The following is a 16,755-nucleotide window of genomic DNA, read 5'->3' on the forward strand; positions in this document are numbered from 1 at the left end:
TGAGTTCCGTGTCCGCGCGATCAGTTCGACCAGTGCGCGTTTTCCTTGGGGGTTTCCATGATTTCGGTGAGCTGGCCCATCATGTCCTTGGGGTGGAGGAAGAAGATCGGCGTGCCGTGTGCGCCGATGCGCGTCGGGCCGAGAATGCGCTTGCCCATATCGTCGAACCATTTGCGCGCGTCCTCGATGTCCTCGACCTCGTAGCAGACATGGTGCTGCGCGCCGGAGGGATTCTTCTCGAGGAACTTGGCGATGGGGCTGTCTTCGCCCAGCGGCTCGATCAGTTCGATCTGCGTGCCGTTGGTGCCCTCTTCACCCGGAGTGTCGACGAAGCAGACCTTCACCCCCTGCGCTTCCAGATCGAAGGGCTTGTGAAAGCGCGTCGCGCCCATGACGTCGCGGTAGTAGCGGATCGATTCCTCGATCGACGGCGTCGCGACACCGATGTGATTGAGACGGCCGAGCTTCATGCGTCATCCTCCAGAACAGAAACGGCGCGCCCCTGCAAACAGGAGCGCGCCGCTTCTTTGGAACGTCGGCAGGCAGCAATCAACCGCCGCTTTCGACATCTCCCAGTCCTTCGACATATTCGGCACCGGCGAGGATTTCCGCCGAACTGCCTTCGAAGCTTTCGCCGATAGGCTGCGTACGCCCGCCGAGGCAGGTGCCGAGGAAGCCTTCCATCGCCGCGAAGAAGCTCAGCCGGTTTTCCGGTTTCTGGAAGCCGTGCCCTTCGTCGGGATAGTTGATGTAGGTGACGGGCAGGTTCTTGGCCTGCATAGCCTCCACCAGGTTGTCGGCTTCCTGCTTGGTCACGCGCGGGTCGTTGCCGCCCTGCCCCACGAGCAGGGGCACGCGAATGTCGTCGATCCGGCTGATGGCCGAGCGCGCCAGCAAGTCCTTGCGCTGTTCGGGATTGGCGGGATCGCCGACATAGCGATACCAGGTCCCGGCAAGGAACGGTTTCCAGTATTCGGGGAAGCTCTCGATCAGGGTGACGAGGCTCGACGGGCCGACGATATCGACGCCGCAGGCGAAGCGGTCGGGCGTGAAGGCAACGCCGGTCAGCGTGGCATAGCCGCCGTAGCTGCCGCCGCCGATCGCGACCTTGTCTTCCTGCGCGATGCCTTCCGCAATCGCCCAGTCGACCGCGTCGATCAGGTCGGTGTGCATCTTGCCGGCAAATTCGCCGACGGCAGCATTGGTGAAGTCCTTACCGAAGCCGGTCGAGCCGCGGTAATTGACGCTCAGTACCGCATAGCCGCGATTGGCCATCCACTGGTGGATCGTGTTGTAGCCGTAGCTGTCGCGGGCCCACGGGCCGCCGTGGACCCACAGCAGCATCGGGACCGCTTCGTCCGGACGCCCGTCGCCATCGGGATCGCTGCCCGGCGGCAACGTCAGATACGACACCAGCGTCTTGCCGTCCGAAGACTTGAGTTCGAGCGGGTGCATCGGCTGCAGCGGCGCATCGGCGAGATCGGGACGTGTCACGAACCACGGCGTCAGCGTCTGCGCAGCCCGATCGTAAACATGATATTGCCCCGGAGCCTCGGCAGAGCCACCCCATACGATCCACTTGCTGTCGTCTTCGGTCCGCGAAAGGATCTGGTACTCGCCGTCGATCTTGGAGGAAAGGTACTGCAATTCCTTGGCCGCCTCGTCGTTCAGCGCCTGCCATTCTTCCTGGAGGTAATTGGTCGAATAGGCGATCGGCTCGTAGGTCTCGTTGTCGACGAGAACGCGGCTCAGGTCTGCCTTTTCCGGCTCTACCAGCAGCGAGCGCTCGCCCGTCGTCAGGTCGATGGCGAAGCCTGCCGCAAGATTACGCTCGCGGCTGTCGATCATGTAAACCGTGTTGTTGTCGCGCGAGAAGCCGACGATATTGGTGTTAAGCATGTCCTCGCTGGGAATGTCGGCAAACACCTCGCCCGGCGTCATGTCCTCGTTGAGATAGACGGCCTTCATCCCGCCATCGGGCTGCGGAGCCAGCGCCATGCGCGGCTTGTAGGTATTGTCGGTGACCCAGGCAGCATAGCCGGGATTTTCCGCGACCAGCGTGCGCTCGCCCGTCTCGATGTTGTATTCATAAAGATCGGTGAGCTGCGGGTTACGCTCGTTCGTGCCGACCAGGATCACGCCGGGCCGGTCGCGGCTTGCGCCCGTCAGCTGCGCGCGGATGCCGTCGGGCAGCGGGGTCAGGTCGCGTGTCTCACCAGTTTGGGGATCGGCGGCGTAGACGTGGAAGTTCTCGTCGCCGTCATTGTCCTTCACGAATAATACGTACTGACTGTCGACGGTCCACTGGTGGTTGGAAATGCCGCGATGGCGGTCGTCGGTCACGACCTTGCCGTTCGACGGATCGCTGGCAGGCGCGACCCAGACGTTCATCACGCCTTCGTCGGGCGCGATCCAGCTGACCCACTGGCCGTCCGGGCTGATGCGGCCCTGGCTCGCGACGGGATTGCCGAACAATTCATCGCGGTCGATCAGCTCGTAATCGGAAAGGGCGTGATGTTCTGCATGGCCGACGCCCGTCATCAACGCCGAACCTGCAAGCGCAGCGGCGGCTAGGGAAATTTTCTTCATGAAGTCAGTCTCCTCTCGATGACCGGGAGACTAACCGGGGGAAGCTGTATTGTCTAGGTAACACGGCGTCGAGGGGCGCACACCTCGATAGACGGCAGAGATCAGTCGATTAGCAGCGTGGCGACGTCGATATGGCTGAGATGGCCGAGTCTCATTTCAAGAGCTCCGTAATGGAATGCAGTTTCTTTCTCGACTAGATCGGGTTTTCAGAAAGTCCTCAACTAACTCTCTTCGGTCAAGCCGCGCTGAAATGTACGGGGTCAATACAAAACTCAGAAAGTTACGTTTAATGGCTCTAGCATCCGGGTCATGATCGAAAACGATCCGCCGGATATACAGACGCCGGAGTAAATCATCCGACGGAAGCTTTGAACAATCCCAAAAATTGGCTTGATCGGCACGTGTCTTCTGACGTTGATCGATACCTTGCTCGCCTATTCTCGCGACATATCCAACACCAACAAGCGAGGCGAAAAGGACGACTAACGAAGCGAGACCAACCTTATTCACAGTGGGATATTGTCGTGCTTTTTCCACGGGTTCTCGAGCTGCTTCGTTCGGAGCTTGCGTAGCCCCAATGCAATCCGCCGCCGCGTGGAATGCGGGTAGATCACCTCGTCAATATAGCCGCGCTGGGCGGCCACGAAGGGGTTCGCGAAGCGGTCTTCATATTCCTTGGTCTTCTCGGCGATCTTGTCGGGATCGTCGCGGTCTTGGCGGAAGATGATCTCCACCGCGCCCTTTGCGCCCATCACGGCGATTTCGGCGGTGGGCCAGGCGTAGTTGAGATCACCGCGAAGATGCTTCGACGCCATCACGTCATAGGCGCCGCCATAGGCCTTGCGGGTGATGACGGTGATCTTGGGCACGGTCGCCTCGGCATAGGCGAACAGCAGCTTCGCGCCGTGCTTGATGATGCCGTTATGCTCCTGCGCCGTGCCGGGGAGGAAGCCGGGCACGTCGACGAAGGTCAGGATCGGGATTTCGAAAGCATCGCAGAAGCGCACGAAACGCGCGGCCTTCTTGGAACTGGCGATGTCGAGCACGCCGGCCAGCACCATTGGCTGGTTCGCCACCACGCCCACCGTGCGCCCTTCGACCCGGCCGAAGCCGCAAATGATATTGGCGGCATGGTTCGGCTGGATCTCGAAGAAATCGCCTTCGTCCAGCGTCTTCCTGATAACTTCGTGCATGTCATAGGGCTGGTTGGCGTTGTCGGGGATCAGCGTGTCTAGGCTCGGCTCCTCGCGGTCCCAAGCGTCCGCCGTGGGCCGTTCCGGCACCTCCTCGCGGTTCGACAGCGGCAGGTAATCGAAAAAATCGCGCGTCGCGAGCAGCGTCTCGATGTCGTTCTCGAAGCTGTTGTCGGCGACACTGGTCTTGGTGGTGTGCGTCTTCGCCCCGCCCAGTTCTTCCTGCGTGACGACCTCGTTGGTCACCGTCTTCACCACGTCGGGGCCGGTGACGAACATGTAGCTGCTGTCCTCCACCATGAAGATGAAGTCGGTCATCGCGGGCGAATAGACCGCACCGCCTGCACATGGCCCCATTATGAGGCTGATCTGCGGCACCACGCCGCTGGCCAGCACATTGCGCTGAAACACCTCGGCATAGCCCCCGAGCGAAGCGACGCCTTCCTGGATGCGCGCGCCGCCGCTGTCGTTGAGGCCGATCACCGGCGCGCCGACTTTCATCGCAGTATCCATCACCTTGCAGATCTTTTCTGCGTGGCGCTTGGAAAGTGAGCCGCCGAAGACGGTGAAATCTTGGCTGAAAACATAGACGAGGCGGCCGTTGATCGTGCCCGATCCGGTGACGACGCCATCGCCGGGGATCTTCTGGTCCTGCATGCCGAAGTCGACGCAGTCGTGTTCGACATAAGTGTCGAGTTCTTCGAAGCTGCCCTCATCCAGCAACACATCGAGCCGTTCGCGCGCGGTCAGCTTGCCCTTGGCGTGCTGTGCGGCGATGCGTTTCTCGCCTCCGCCCAGCTTGGCGGCTTCGCGGCGACGTTCCATTTCGGCGATATTGGCGGACATGCTCTCTCCGTAAATTCTCTCGCGAAGCGCCTAGAGCGCGCAGTGGCGAAGCGTCAATGTCAGGCTTGGCCCCGCTGAGCGCTTATCAGGAACTCGACATTGCCTTCCGGGCCCGTGATGGGGCTTTCCACAATGCCCTGCACCTCGAAACCCAGACCTTCGACCCACTCGCGCACCTCGTCACAAACGCGGGCATGAAGCGCCGGATCGCTGACCACGCCCTTCTTGCCCACTTCCTCGCGCCCGACCTCGAACTGCGGCTTGATGAGAGCGACGAGGCGGCAGTCCTCTTCAGCGAGTTCGAGCGGGCGTTCGAGAACTTTGGAGAGGCCGATGAAGCTCGCATCGCACACCACCCATGTCACGGGCCGGTCGATCATCTCGGGCGTTAGGATGCGCGCGCTGGTCTGTTCGAGCACCGTCACCCGCTCGTCCTGCCGCAGCTTCCACGCAAGCTGGTTGGTGCCGCTGTCGACAGCAAAGACGTGGCTGGCTCCGCCCTGCAACAACACGTCGGTGAAACCGCCGGTCGAACTGCCGATGTCCATCGCGGTGACCCCGCTCGGATCGAGACCGAAATGCTCGATCGCGTGAGCCAGCTTGATCCCGCCGCGGCTCACCCAGGGATGGTCGCGACCGCGCACTTCAAGCGGAACGTCCTCGCGCAATTGCTGACCGGGCTTGGCAAGCTTCTGCTCGCCAGAAAAAACCAGTCCCGCCATGACCAGCGCCTGCGCACGGGTCCGGCTTTCCACCAGGCCGCGATCGACAAGCATTTGGTCGAGACGTTTCTTCGCCACAGCAAACTCCGTTTGAAACCAAGGGCGTTAGCGCGCATTGGACCGGTATGAAACCGATCTACGGACAATTTGCAGCCGCCTGTGCGCTGACCATCGGCCTTGCCGCCTGCATCCCGCCCTCACCGGAGCCGACGCCCGCGCCCAGCCCTGCACCCGTCAGCACTCCGTCGCCAACACCTACGCCGACACCGACACCGGTACCGCAGGCTCCTGTTACCGCAAACTGGATCGATGCCCCGCAAACCTCCGGCAACTGGTCTTACGGGACGGTCGATGGCGGAACGATCGCGCGCTTTTCCGGCCGCAACGGAGGACCACTCTTCGCCATCGGCTGCATGCGTGGCAGCGCCCGTATGGCAATGATTCGCTATCAGGCAGGCAGCAGCGCCACTCCGGCCATGACCATTCGCACCGAAACAGCCACCCGCACGCTTGCGGCACGGCAAGGCGACAGCGCCTCCTCACTCGCTGCCGACGTGCAGGCACGCGACCCACTGCTTGATGCCATGGCCCTCACACGCGGACGATTCGCTGTGGAAACAAGCAATTCGTCGCCGCTTTACCTTCCGGCATGGTCCGAAGTGACGCGGGTTATCGAGGATTGCCGCTGACCTGATTCGATGCTCGGCCCGCCTCCTTGGAAGAGCCCCCGATCCGGATACGAAAAAGGCCCGGGATTCGTCCCGAGCCACAAACGCCAATTCTGACGTGGGATAACTTTTTTACAAGCCTTGTTTTCACCTCTTTTCCGCAACAAATTGTAAGCAAGATCAGCGGCGCACGCGGTCTTGGCCACCAGTGAAACGGCGGTCTAGCTCACAAGCTTGAAAGGAGGTGATCCGATGTCTCATGGTTCAGTAGCGAGGTCGGTGAAGATCCCTACGGAGCATATTCGGTAACATTCCTGCCGAGTAAGGCTACGTGAGCGGCGCTTCCGACCGCTGACCATGCGAAGGGCGATCCTCCTACGGGCGAGGGTCGCCCTTCTCATTTGAGGGTCTCGATACTTGCGCCCGCGCGCCCTTCACACTAACCGCGCGTCATGGATTTCGCGCACATTCCCCACCCCGCCCCCGTTCCCGACGAGACCCGCCAGCAGGCGCTTCTGGATCCCGGTTTCGGCAAGCTTTTTACCGATCACATGGTCGTGATCGACTATGATGCGGACAAGGGTGGATGGTATCAGGCCACGCTCGGCCCGCGCCAGCCGATCAGCCTCGATCCTGCGGCGGCGGTGCTGCATTACGCGCAGGAAATTTTCGAGGGGATGAAGGCTTACAAGCACGGCGACGACACGCTCGGCCTGTTTCGTCCCGAACAGAATGCGCGGCGTTTCAACGCGAGCGCGAGGCGGATGGCGATGCCCGCATTGCCGGAAGAGCTTTTCCTCGAATCCATCCGCCAGCTGGTCGCCGCCGACCGTGACTGGGTGCCGAGCGATCCCGACGGTTCGCTTTACCTGCGCCCTTTCATGTTCGCATCCGAGGCGTTTCTCGGCGTTCGCCCGGCGAGGCAGTACAAATATATCCTGATTGCGAGCCCCGTCGGCCCCTACTTCAAGGGCGGCGCGAAGCCGGTGAAGATCTGGGTCAGCCGCAACTATACGCGCGCAGCTCCCGGCGGGACCGGTGCGGCGAAGACCGGCGGCAATTACGCCGCCAGCCTCGTGCCCCAGGCCGAGGGTATCGAGAACGGCTGCGACCAAGTGGTCTTCCTCGATGCGGTCGAGAAGAAATGGATCGAAGAACTGGGCGGGATGAACCTGTTTTTCGTATTCGACGATGGCACGGTCATTACTCCGCCGCTGACGGGCACGATCCTGCCGGGCATTACCCGCGACAGCCTGATCCAGCTGCTGCGCGAAGAGGGTCTCAACGTTCGCGAAGAGCCATACAGCATCGACCAGTGGCGCGTTGATGCGACCACCGGCAAGCTGCTGGAAACGATGGCCTGCGGCACCGCTGCGGTCGTGACGCCAGTCGGCACTGTTCTTGGCCCTGATGGCGACTTCACCATTGGCACTGGCGGTACCGGCCAGATCACCAACAAGGTCCGCGAAAAGCTAGTCGGCATCCAGAAGGGCGCCGTGAGCGATACGCACGGCTGGGTCACGAAGCTCTAAGGCCGGGCCGTCACCGAAGGCTCCACTCCTTCGCACGCCGCCAGTCGGTCCCTGATTGCATCGATAAGCCAGCTGGTTGCAGGGCCTGGCCGCGCATCTCGGCGCCAAAGCGCGCTGAGCGTATAGTTCGCCCCGGGCTTTTCGGGGAGGTCCAGCAGACACAGCCTGCCTTCCTCAAGATCGCCGCGCACCATGTGCCGCGGCATATTGCCCCAGCCGATTCCCTCCTTGAGAAGCGCGTGCTTCGCGCCGAGGTCTGCCAGGCGCCAGTTCTGCGGCGACAGCACCGAAAATTCCCGTCCTTCCGAAAGGGGCGAGCGGTCCGACAATACGAGCTGGAGGTGCTTGCGGCTTTGCCCCGGCTTGATGCCGGCGCGCGCGAGTGGATGATCGGGGGCGGCAACGGGGACCAGTTCGACGGCACCGACGGCCTGTCGTTCAAGTTCCGCCCTGTCGGCCATCAACGGACCGCCGATTGCCAGGTCCGCGCCGCCACCGATGAGGCAAGCCTCGACAGCACCCAAGGCTTCCACCTGTAGTCGCAGGGCGACATTGGGATACATCTTGCGAAATTCGCGCAGCACCCCCGCCGTCACTTCGCCCGGCAGCATCACGTCGACGACCAGCGAAACCTCGCTCTCGAGGCCGGCATGGAGGCTTCGCGACTTCGCAATGAGCGTGTCGACACCGTCGGTTACGGCCATGGCTTCAGGGAGCAGCGCCTTGCCGTCATCCGTCAACACCGGCCTGCGCGAGCCTTCGCGCTCGAACAGCGTGACCCCCAATTGCGCTTCCATCTGGGCAATGCCGTAGCTTACGGCCGAGACCGCCCGGCCCATCTTGCGCGCCGCGGCGCCGAAGCTCCCCTCCTCGGCCACTGCGAGAAAGATGCGGAGTTGGTCGAGGCTAGGCTCGCCAAACTTCACTGTTCGTATTTCCTGAACATCTTAACGTATTTTATCGCAGTTATCGAAACATAGCGCAATCGCTATCTGTTGCTCCAACGAAGCAATCCCTTTGAGGAGACCCGATATGATCGAACACCGCCCTTTCGATACGCTCGGCAAGGCCAACCACGGCTGGCTCGATGCGAACCACCATTTCTCTTTTGCCGGCTACCATGATCCGGAGCGCGTTAACTGGGGCGCCCTGCGCGTCTGGAACGACGACATCATCGCGCCGAAAAGCGGCTTTCCGACGCACCCGCACCGGGACATGGAAATCATCACCTATGTCCGCACCGGCGCGATCACCCACCGCGACAGCATGGGCAATGAAGGCCGGACCGAGGCAGGGGACGTCCAGGTGATGAGCGCCGGAAACGGCGTCCAGCATTCGGAATTCAATCTGGAAGACGAGGAAACCACGCTTTTCCAGATCTGGATCATCCCTTCCGAACGCGGCGGCCAGCCCGGCTGGGGTGCACGCAAGTTCCCCAAGGACGACCGCGCCGGCCAGTTCGTGCCGCTCGCCAGTGGAGCCGCGAACGACGACGACGCCCTCAACATCCGGACCGATGCCCGCGTTCTGGGTGCGACGGTCAAGGCAGGCGAAAGCGTGACCTACATGCCTACAGCAGCCGATCGGCACCTGTATCTCGTGCCGGCGACCGGAAGCATCCGCATCGGCGATATCGAGGCGAAAGCGCGCGACGGCATCGCCATCACCAAAGAAGGCAGCATCACCATTACCGCTCTCGAGGACAGCGAACTCGTCCTTGTCGATGCGGCCTGAACAGGAGACAGACACATGAGCACTATCCTTCACATCACCGCCAGTATCCGTGATGGCGAGAGCGTTTCGCGCAGCCTCGGCACCAAGCTGGTCGAAAACCTCGCAGCCAAGCAGGACGCGAAGATCGTCATCCGCGACCTCGCGAAGAACGAGATCCCGTTCATAGATGCGGAGCGTTTCGCGGCAAACCTCGCACCCTATGCAGAACGTTCGCCCGAGCAACACGAACTGGCCAAGGTGGCCGACGAACTGATCGAAGAGCTGAAAGCAGCCGATACGATCGTGTTGAGCGTGCCGGTCTACAACTTCGCCGTTCCCGCCACGGTCAAGGCGTGGGCCGACCTCGTCGCCCGTGCAGGCACGACGTTCCACTACACTGCAAATGGCCCCGAAGGTCTCCTGACCGGCAAGAAGGCTTATATCGCAATCGCGTCGGGCGGCACGCCGATCGGGAGCGAGATCGACTTCATGAGCCCGTGGCTGAAGTTCTTCCTCGGCTTCCTCGGCATCACCGATGTCGAAATGGTCGCCGCCGATGGCATCATGGGTGAAGGCGGCGAAGAGAAGATCGCCGAAGCCCACGAAAAGGTCGAACGCCTCGCCGCCTGATCACGCGGGCTTGTGAGCCGCCATTATCTCGCGCCGCTTCTGGATTTCATAATATTCGGGGCGGCGCGGGAATTTTGCTGTCAGCAACAGCAGTAGCGCGACTGTCAATCCGGCGCCCACGATGATGAATATCGAGGGCAGACCGCCAAGCGCGTCTGTCTTGCCCAGCATGAACGCTCCAAACGAAATCCCGAAGTTCGACACCGCCATGTAGATAGTAAACTGCGTCGCAGCGACGGTCGGGTCGCACAGCCGCATCGAGATGGGCAGCAATGCGACCGTGATCAGCATGTCGAGCGGGATCCAGAAATAGACGAACGCCATGAAGACAGCAGAGCTGCTCCAGTGTTCGACCGCTCCGAACATGACCGCGCACATCGCGATGCCTGACGCCACCCACATGATGCCGATCCGCTTCGCGCCGTATCTGTCTCCGAGCCAGCCACCCAGCGTCATACACAGAACTCCGGCCAGCAGCCCGGCCGTTGCGGTCAGGCTGGATATTTCGGCAGTGTCCCAGCCCACATAATTGGCCCCGATGAGCGGTGTCGCACCTGCGAAGCCGCCATAGAGGACCCCGCGCCCGAACAGGCAAGGCAGCCACAAAAGGCTCGACGACTTTCGCATCGAGTTGAACGTGGACTTGAGCAGCGGCCACCAGGCATCGAGCTGGATTTCCAGGTTCCTCTCGTGGGCCCTGCCGCTACTCCACGGCATCGACCTTTCGCCCTGCCGCTCCCTGAACGAGGCAATGTAAACGCACAGGACAAAAATCAGGGCGGCGACAATCAGGAATGCCGCTGGCGCTCCGAAGTCCCCGATTACGAAACCGCAAATGGCCGTTGCGGCGGCGATACCGATCGCCTGACCGCCGAACATCATGCCGGAACCTCGCGCTCGTTCATCCTCGGTCATGATATCGACCGCAAGGCCATCGACCGCCACGTCCTGGAACGTCGTCGCCAGGTTCAGGGCAAAGCCGATACCGCCGAGAATTGCGACGTCTTTCACGGAAGGGTCTATTAGCGCTGCTATCAGCAGGCATGCGATCATCACGAGCTGCGCACCAAGGATCCACGCCCTGCGTCGCCCCATGGGCAGGAAGGTATAGCGGTCCATGATGAACCCGTTGACGAGCTTGAGCGACCACGGAAGCGCCGTCAGCGCAGCCACAGAGCCGACATCGGCCGCAGGCGCCCCGTTGACGGCCATCCATGCCGGCACCGCGAACCAAAACAAGCCGATCGGCATGCCTTGGCCAACGTAGAGGATGAAAAGGGTGAACAACCGCAAGCGCAGACTGTCTTCAAGGATCAGTGATTTTCCGGACGCGGCAGATGCCATCGCTTAGCCCCCATAAGCATGAGTGACGGCTGGCTGTCTGCCCTTGGCCGATCGCGTCCCTACGATCCGATTGCCTCAGTGCTGCCCTATCGCGGGCGATCTAGCAAGATCAGCCGGGCAGGTTTCGCTTCAGGTCATCGAGCCACAGATCCGCTACGGCATCGCTGGGCGCACGCCAGTCGCCGCGCGGCGAAAGTGCGCCGCCCGCGCTGACTTTCGGCCCGTTGGGCATGGCGCTGCGCTTGAACTGGCTGAAGCCGAAGAAGCGTTTCACGAAGTTTTCCAGCCACTTGGCGATGGTGGCAAGATCGTATGCGTTCTTGGCATCTTCGGGGAAATCGATCGGCCATTGGCCGGCCTCGGCGTCCTTCCACGCGTGCCAGGCAAGGAACGCGACATGGCTCGGACTTTGTCCCCAGCGAATGACGTGGTGCAGGAAAAAGTCGTTCAACTCATAAGGGCCGATGATCGATTGTGTGCTCTGGATCGTGCCATCCTCGCCCGCGGGAACCAGTTCCGGGCTGATTTCGGTGTCGAGGATATCGAGCAATACCTCGTCGACATGATCGTCGAACTGGTGCGTCGTCGTGGTCCAGCGAATGAGATACTGGATGAGCGTCTTCGGCACGCCCGAATTGACACCATAGTGGCTCATCTGGTCGCCTACGCCATACGTGCACCAACCGAGCGCGAGTTCGGACAGGTCGCCGGTCCCGATCACCCAGCCGCTATGCTGTCCTGCAAGGCGGAAGAGGTAGTCCGTGCGCAGGCCCGCCTGGACGTTTTCAAACGTGGTGTCGTAGACGGGATGTCCGTCGGCGAAGGCGTGGCCGATATTCTCCAGCATCATCGTCGCCGTCGGCTTGATGTCGATTTCTTCCGCCGAGATGCCGAATGCCTTCATCAGCTTCCATGCGTTGGACTTGGTGCCGTCTGATGTCGCGAAGCCGGGCATGGTGTAGCCGCGAATATCGGTGCGGGGGCGGCCCAGGCGGTCCATCGCCTTGGCGGCGACCAGCAAGGCATGGGTGCTGTCGAGCCCTCCCGAGATGCCGATGACCAGGCACTTGGGCCGCGTCGCTTCGATCCGGCGCATCAGAGCGTCGACCTGGATATTGAATGCTTCGTAGCAATCCTCGTCCAGCTTTTCCTGGCGGTTCGGGACGAAGGGGAAGCGGCGGATCGGTCGGACCAGTCCTTTATTCTTGGGGGCCGCGCAGTGCTCGAAGCCGATTTTGCGGTACCAGTCTTCCGGGCGACCCGCCGCATCGGCTGCATCGCCCCAGGTCTGCATCCGCATGCGCTCCGCAAGGATGCGGCGCGTGTCGACGTCTGTGACACACAGTTCGGGCTCGTGATCGAAACGCACGCTCTCGATCAGCAAATCGCCGAGTTCGTAGATCATGCCCTGCCCGTCCCACGAAAGGTCGGTGGTGCTTTCGCCATAGCCGCTGGCGGAATAGGCATAGGCGCAGACATAGCGTGACGAGCTGGCGCGTGTGAGCATGTGCCGCTCATCCGACTTGCCGATCGTGATGTTCGATGCGGAGAGGTTGAGCAGGATCGTCGCCCCGGCCAGCGCGGCAAGCGTACCGGGCGGATTGGGCGACCAGAAATCCTCGCAAATCTCGATACCGAAGGTGAAGCCGGCGAGGTCTTCCGCTTCGAAGACGATGTCCGTTCCGAAGGGCACGGTCTCGCCCAACACATCGATTTCCAGCCCGACACAATCACGGCCATGGCTGAACCAGCGCTTTTCGTAGAATTCGCGGTAATTCGGCAGGTAGCTTTTGGGCACCACACCGAGGATGCGCCCCTTGGCGATGGTGATGGCGCAATTGTAGATCCGCCCGTTCCGCCGCAGCGGGGCGCCGATGACGAGCACAGGTGTGAGCGTGCGCGACCGCTCGAGAATTTCTGAAAGATGCCGTTCGACCGCCTCCAGAAGCGCGGTCTGCAAATGCAGGTCGTCGAGCGCGTAGGAGGAAAGGCTCAGTTCCGGATAAAGCAGGAGATCGACGCCCTGCTCATGCGCCTTTTTCGCCTGCTCGATTATGCCTTGGGCATTGTAGGCGATATCCGCGGTGCGGACTTTCGGCGTGGCGGTTGCGACGCGTACGAACCCGTGCGTGTGCAAATCGAAAAAGGGATGCGTGTCACCGCTGGCCATGGGTCGCGTTTCTTCCTGTTGGTTTTCGGCAGGCTCTATCCAGTCCGCAGGCTCGCAAATGCCGAGTTCGGAGAGCGTGCGCTGGGCCTGTGCGCGGGCGATGCGGCCCTTGCTTTCCCAGCCGAACACGGTCTGCGTCTTGAAGCCATGACGGGACGCGAACTCTTCTGCGGACAGGGGAGGTTTCTGCGCCAGCCGCCATGCCTTGAGTTTCTGTCCTGCTTTATGCATTTCTTGCGATTATCCCGAAAAGATAATTCGCGCAAGGATCAAGCCACAGCAAGCAGCTCCGCCACGTCGGGTGCATCCTGCAATAGCTCCAGCAGCCCGCGTTCGTCCCGCGTGAGCCACTGCGTCGCACGAGGCAGCTTCAGCGAAGCCCGCCATTCCTCCTGGCGATCGACGAGATCGATCACGGCCGGATGGATATAGCTTTTGCGCGTTACAGCGGGGGTGTTGCCGAGTTTCTGCGCAACACAATCGAGCAGTTCCTTGATCGGCAGCCTACCCTCGCCCTGGCGCAGGCACTCGAAGGCCAACACGCTTGCATGCCAGGTACGAAAATTCTTCGCCGTAAAGCGCTCGCCCATCGTCTCTTCGAGATAGGCGTTCACGTCGCTCGAACCGACGGGGTTCACCTCGCCATCATCATCGACATATTTGAAAACGTTTTGGCCGGGTAGGTCCTGCATCTTGCGCACCAGTCGGGCGAGACTGCCATCGGTAAGCGTTACTTCACGCTGCTTGCCGGACTTTCCACGATAGCGAAGGCGCAGCGTCTTGCCGGTCACCTCTGCATGCCGCCGCCTCAAAGTCGTCGCGCCGAAACTCTTGTTACGCTCGGCATAACCTTCATTGCCGACGCGAACCGCGCCGAGATCGAGCAGTCGCACCACGCTTGCCACTGCCCGGTCGCGGGTCAGTTTTCGGCCGCGCAAATCTTCCTCCACCCTCTTGCGAACAAGGGGGAGCAACGCGCCGAACGCGATGCAGCCATCGAATTTCTCGCCTTCGCGGGCAGCGCGGAAATCGGGGTGATAGCGATATTGCTTGCGTCCCTTCGCATCCAGGCCGGTCGCGAGAATATGGCCGTTCGGCGCCGGACAGAACCATGCGTCCTCATAAGCGGGCGGCAGGGCGATCGCGTTGAGCCGCTCCTTCTCCTTGCGGTCGCGAATAAGCTCGCCCTTGGGATCGTAATACGCCCAGCCCTTGCCCGCGCCCTTGCGGGTGATGCCGGGCAGGCTGTCGTCTACATAGATGAGCTTCGTCATGGCGAAGGGAAGAACCGTGGCAAGCGTGTAGCGGTTCCCCACCTTGCGACGAATGGAAGGGTGAATTAGCCCACCCAAAAGGAGATCACTATGGCCGATGCGACTTACACCCCGCCCGCAGTCTGGACTCACGACGCCGAGAACGGCGGGCGCTTCGCCAGCATCAACGCTCCGACAGCAGGTGCGCGTGAGCAGAAGGACCTGCCGGTCGGAGAGCATGATTTCCAGCTCTACTCGCTGGCGACGCCGAACGGGGTGAAGGCCACCGTCATGCTGGAAGAATTGCTCGAAGCGGGCCACTCCGGCGCAGAATACGACGCGTACACGATCAATATCGGCGACGGCGTGCAATTCACCAGCGGTTTCGTCGACGTGAACCCCAATAGCAAGATTCCCGCCCTCCTCGACCGTAGCGGCGACACACCCGTCCGCGTTTTCGAGAGCGGCGCGATCCTTATGCACCTGGCGGAAAAGTTCGGGGCATTCCTGCCGACCGATCACACCCGCGCAGAAGTGCTCAGCTGGCTGTTCTGGCAGATCGGCAGCGCGCCCTTCATCGGCGGCGGCTTCGGGCACTTCTACGCCTACGCGCCAGAGAAGTTCGAGTACCCCATCAATCGCTACGCCATGGAGACCAAGCGGCTCTTCGATGTCGCTGATAAGCGGCTCGCGGACAGTGAATATCTGGGAGGCAAGGACTACACGGTTGCCGATATCGCGGCCTGGCCATGGATGGCGCCCTTCGTCGAAGGCACCATTTACAACGAGGCCAAGACCTTCCTCTCGATCCACGAGTATGAAAACGTCGCGCGCTGGGCCAAGCAGATCGCCGATCGCCCTGCAGTCCGGCGCGGCCGGATCGTCAACAAGGCATGGGGCGATGAAGACACGCAGTTGCTTGAGCGTCACTCGGCTGCCGATTTTGAAGGCAAGAAGCTCTAATCCCCCCTTCACATTGACGGCGGGCACGTTATAGGAGCGCCCGCCTGCTGGGGTGTAGCCAAGTGGTAAGGCACCGGTTTTTGGTACCGGCATTCGCAGGTTCGATCCCTGCCACCCCAGCCACTCTCCTCCATTCTCCCGATACCGGTCCCCCACTCGCTTTTGCGAGCGAACTAGGTTGCATTTGCGCACCCTTTTGACCAAACGGGTCGGACACAAGGGACAGGAGAACGAGGACCCATGAGCGATTTCGAAATGATCAAGGCCGAACGCGACGGGCCCGTACTCACGATAACGCTCAATCGTCCCGAACGCCTCAACGCCTGCCCGCCGCAAATGGCGGACGAGATATTCACTGCGATCCGCGACATCGGCGATGCACGCGCCGTCCTGCTTCGCGGGGAAGGTCGCGCCTTTTGTTCGGGCGCCGACCTTGCCGCGAATGCCGAAATGTCTGTCAGCGGCGGCGATCGCGCCTTTGCGTCTCTTAGCCAGCATTACAACCCGATGATCCAGGCCTTGGCGGCCCTGCCCGTCCCGGTCGTTTCCGTGGTTCAGGGCCCTGCCGCGGGCGTCGGCTGCTCTCTCGCACTCGCTGCAGATTTCGTACTGGCGGGCAAGAGCGGGTACTTCCTCCAGGCGTTCGTCAATATCGGCCTGGTCCCCGATGGCGGATCGAGCTGGATGCTCCCCCGCCTTATCGGCACTGCCCAAGCCACTCGCATGATGATGCTCGGTGAGAAAATTCACGGAGAGGAAGCAGAGCGCATCGGCTTGATCTATCGCTGCGTCGAGGACGACGCCCTGGCGGGCGAAGCACAGGCTCTCGTCGAGCGGCTGGCCAATGGCCCCACGGTCGCAATCGGCCAAATGAAACGCACCCTGCGTGAGGGCTTGCAAGCCGATTTTCCCGCAACGCTGGCGGCAGAAGCCAACGCGCAGCGCATTGCCGGCAGCACACAAGATGCCGTCGAAGGGGCCATGGCGTTCCTCCAGAAACGCAAGGCCGAATTCAAAGGCAGCTGATCGGGCGCTCCCTTGTGGCGAAAAGACCACAAGGCCTCATGAAAATGGGTAAAAACCGCGCTCGTTGATTGTTTTCCAACCGATCTTCCGCAGAAGTGCCGACATT

General features: G+C 61.5%; 14 protein-coding genes and 1 tRNA gene. 7 read left to right on the forward strand and 8 right to left on the reverse strand.

Annotated features, from left to right (window positions below; genetic code table 11):
- Window positions 1–20: 20 nt before the first annotated feature.
- The 4 genes from mce to GRI34_RS06165 all read right to left on the reverse strand — a co-directional run bounded on the left by mce (window position 21) and on the right by GRI34_RS06165 (window position 5,404).
- On the reverse strand, window positions 21–470 hold the full coding sequence (mce, locus tag GRI34_RS06150; protein WP_160595187.1) for a methylmalonyl-CoA epimerase: 450 nt from the start codon (window positions 468–470) through the stop codon (window positions 21–23).
- 79 nt (window positions 471–549) lie between these two features.
- Window positions 550–2,589: a S9 family peptidase gene (locus GRI34_RS06155; protein ID WP_234028159.1), complete on the reverse strand. Its 2,040-nt coding sequence runs from the start codon at window positions 2,587–2,589 to the stop codon at window positions 550–552.
- A gap of 506 nt (window positions 2,590–3,095) precedes the next feature.
- Window positions 3,096–4,628: an acyl-CoA carboxylase subunit beta gene (locus tag GRI34_RS06160; protein ID WP_160595188.1), complete on the reverse strand. Its 1,533-nt coding sequence runs from the start codon at window positions 4,626–4,628 to the stop codon at window positions 3,096–3,098.
- 59 nt (window positions 4,629–4,687) lie between these two features.
- Window positions 4,688–5,404 (reverse strand): TlyA family RNA methyltransferase, encoded by a 717-nt coding sequence (locus tag GRI34_RS06165; protein WP_160596410.1) that lies wholly within the window; start codon window positions 5,402–5,404, stop codon window positions 4,688–4,690.
- Between the two features lie 71 nt (window positions 5,405–5,475).
- Between GRI34_RS06165 and GRI34_RS06170 the strand changes: the two genes are divergently transcribed.
- Both GRI34_RS06170 and GRI34_RS06175 read left to right on the forward strand, forming a co-directional pair.
- Complete coding sequence (locus GRI34_RS06170; RefSeq protein ID WP_160595189.1) at window positions 5,476–6,039, forward strand: hypothetical protein; 564 nt, start codon at window positions 5,476–5,478, stop codon at window positions 6,037–6,039.
- Between the two features lie 431 nt (window positions 6,040–6,470).
- Complete coding sequence (locus tag GRI34_RS06175; protein ID WP_160595190.1) at window positions 6,471–7,550, forward strand: branched-chain amino acid aminotransferase; 1,080 nt, start codon at window positions 6,471–6,473, stop codon at window positions 7,548–7,550.
- Here GRI34_RS06175 and GRI34_RS06180 read toward each other — a convergent pair.
- Entirely contained in the window at window positions 7,547–8,476 is a 930-nt protein-coding gene (locus GRI34_RS06180) for a LysR family transcriptional regulator (RefSeq protein WP_160595191.1), read from the reverse strand. The genes GRI34_RS06175 and GRI34_RS06180 overlap by 4 nt on opposite strands.
- A gap of 106 nt (window positions 8,477–8,582) precedes the next feature.
- Here GRI34_RS06180 and GRI34_RS06185 point away from each other — a divergent pair, with 106 nt between their 5' ends.
- Both GRI34_RS06185 and GRI34_RS06190 read left to right on the forward strand, forming a co-directional pair.
- Window positions 8,583–9,284: a pirin family protein gene (locus GRI34_RS06185; RefSeq protein WP_160595192.1), complete on the forward strand. Its 702-nt coding sequence runs from the start codon at window positions 8,583–8,585 to the stop codon at window positions 9,282–9,284.
- A gap of 15 nt (window positions 9,285–9,299) precedes the next feature.
- The gene (locus GRI34_RS06190) at window positions 9,300–9,893 is read left to right on the forward strand and encodes an FMN-dependent NADH-azoreductase (RefSeq protein ID WP_160595193.1); all 594 of its coding nucleotides are present in this window, start codon (window positions 9,300–9,302) and stop codon (window positions 9,891–9,893) included.
- Here the strand turns inward: GRI34_RS06190 and GRI34_RS06195 are convergent, their stop codons facing one another.
- The 3 genes from GRI34_RS06195 to GRI34_RS06205 form a co-directional block, all read right to left on the reverse strand.
- Window positions 9,894–11,237, reverse strand: coding sequence for an MFS transporter (locus GRI34_RS06195; RefSeq protein WP_160595194.1), 1,344 nt, complete (start codon window positions 11,235–11,237; stop codon window positions 9,894–9,896).
- Between the two features lie 109 nt (window positions 11,238–11,346).
- Window positions 11,347–13,407: an NAD(+) synthase gene (locus GRI34_RS06200; protein ID WP_160596411.1), complete on the reverse strand. Its 2,061-nt coding sequence runs from the start codon at window positions 13,405–13,407 to the stop codon at window positions 11,347–11,349.
- A 269-nt stretch (window positions 13,408–13,676) separates the two neighbouring features.
- Window positions 13,677–14,681: a DNA topoisomerase IB gene (locus GRI34_RS06205; RefSeq protein ID WP_160595195.1), complete on the reverse strand. Its 1,005-nt coding sequence runs from the start codon at window positions 14,679–14,681 to the stop codon at window positions 13,677–13,679.
- Window positions 14,682–14,771: 90 nt separating this feature from the next.
- Here GRI34_RS06205 and yghU point away from each other — a divergent pair, with 90 nt between their 5' ends.
- From yghU to GRI34_RS06220, 3 genes are all read left to right on the forward strand, one after another.
- Window positions 14,772–15,623 carry a glutathione-dependent disulfide-bond oxidoreductase gene (yghU, locus tag GRI34_RS06210; RefSeq protein WP_160595196.1) on the forward strand — a complete coding sequence of 284 codons (852 nt, stop codon included), beginning with the start codon at window positions 14,772–14,774 and terminating at the stop codon, window positions 15,621–15,623.
- Window positions 15,624–15,671: 48 nt separating this feature from the next.
- A tRNA-Gln gene (locus tag GRI34_RS06215) sits at window positions 15,672–15,746 on the forward strand.
- Window positions 15,747–15,863: 117 nt separating this feature from the next.
- Window positions 15,864–16,649 (forward strand): enoyl-CoA hydratase-related protein, encoded by a 786-nt coding sequence (locus GRI34_RS06220; RefSeq protein ID WP_160595197.1) that lies wholly within the window; start codon window positions 15,864–15,866, stop codon window positions 16,647–16,649.
- The last annotated feature ends 106 nt before the right edge of the window (window positions 16,650–16,755 follow it).

The sequence above is a fragment of the Qipengyuania aquimaris genome, assembly GCF_009827445.1.
In the GTDB taxonomy this organism is placed as follows: domain Bacteria; phylum Pseudomonadota; class Alphaproteobacteria; order Sphingomonadales; family Sphingomonadaceae; genus Qipengyuania; species Qipengyuania aquimaris.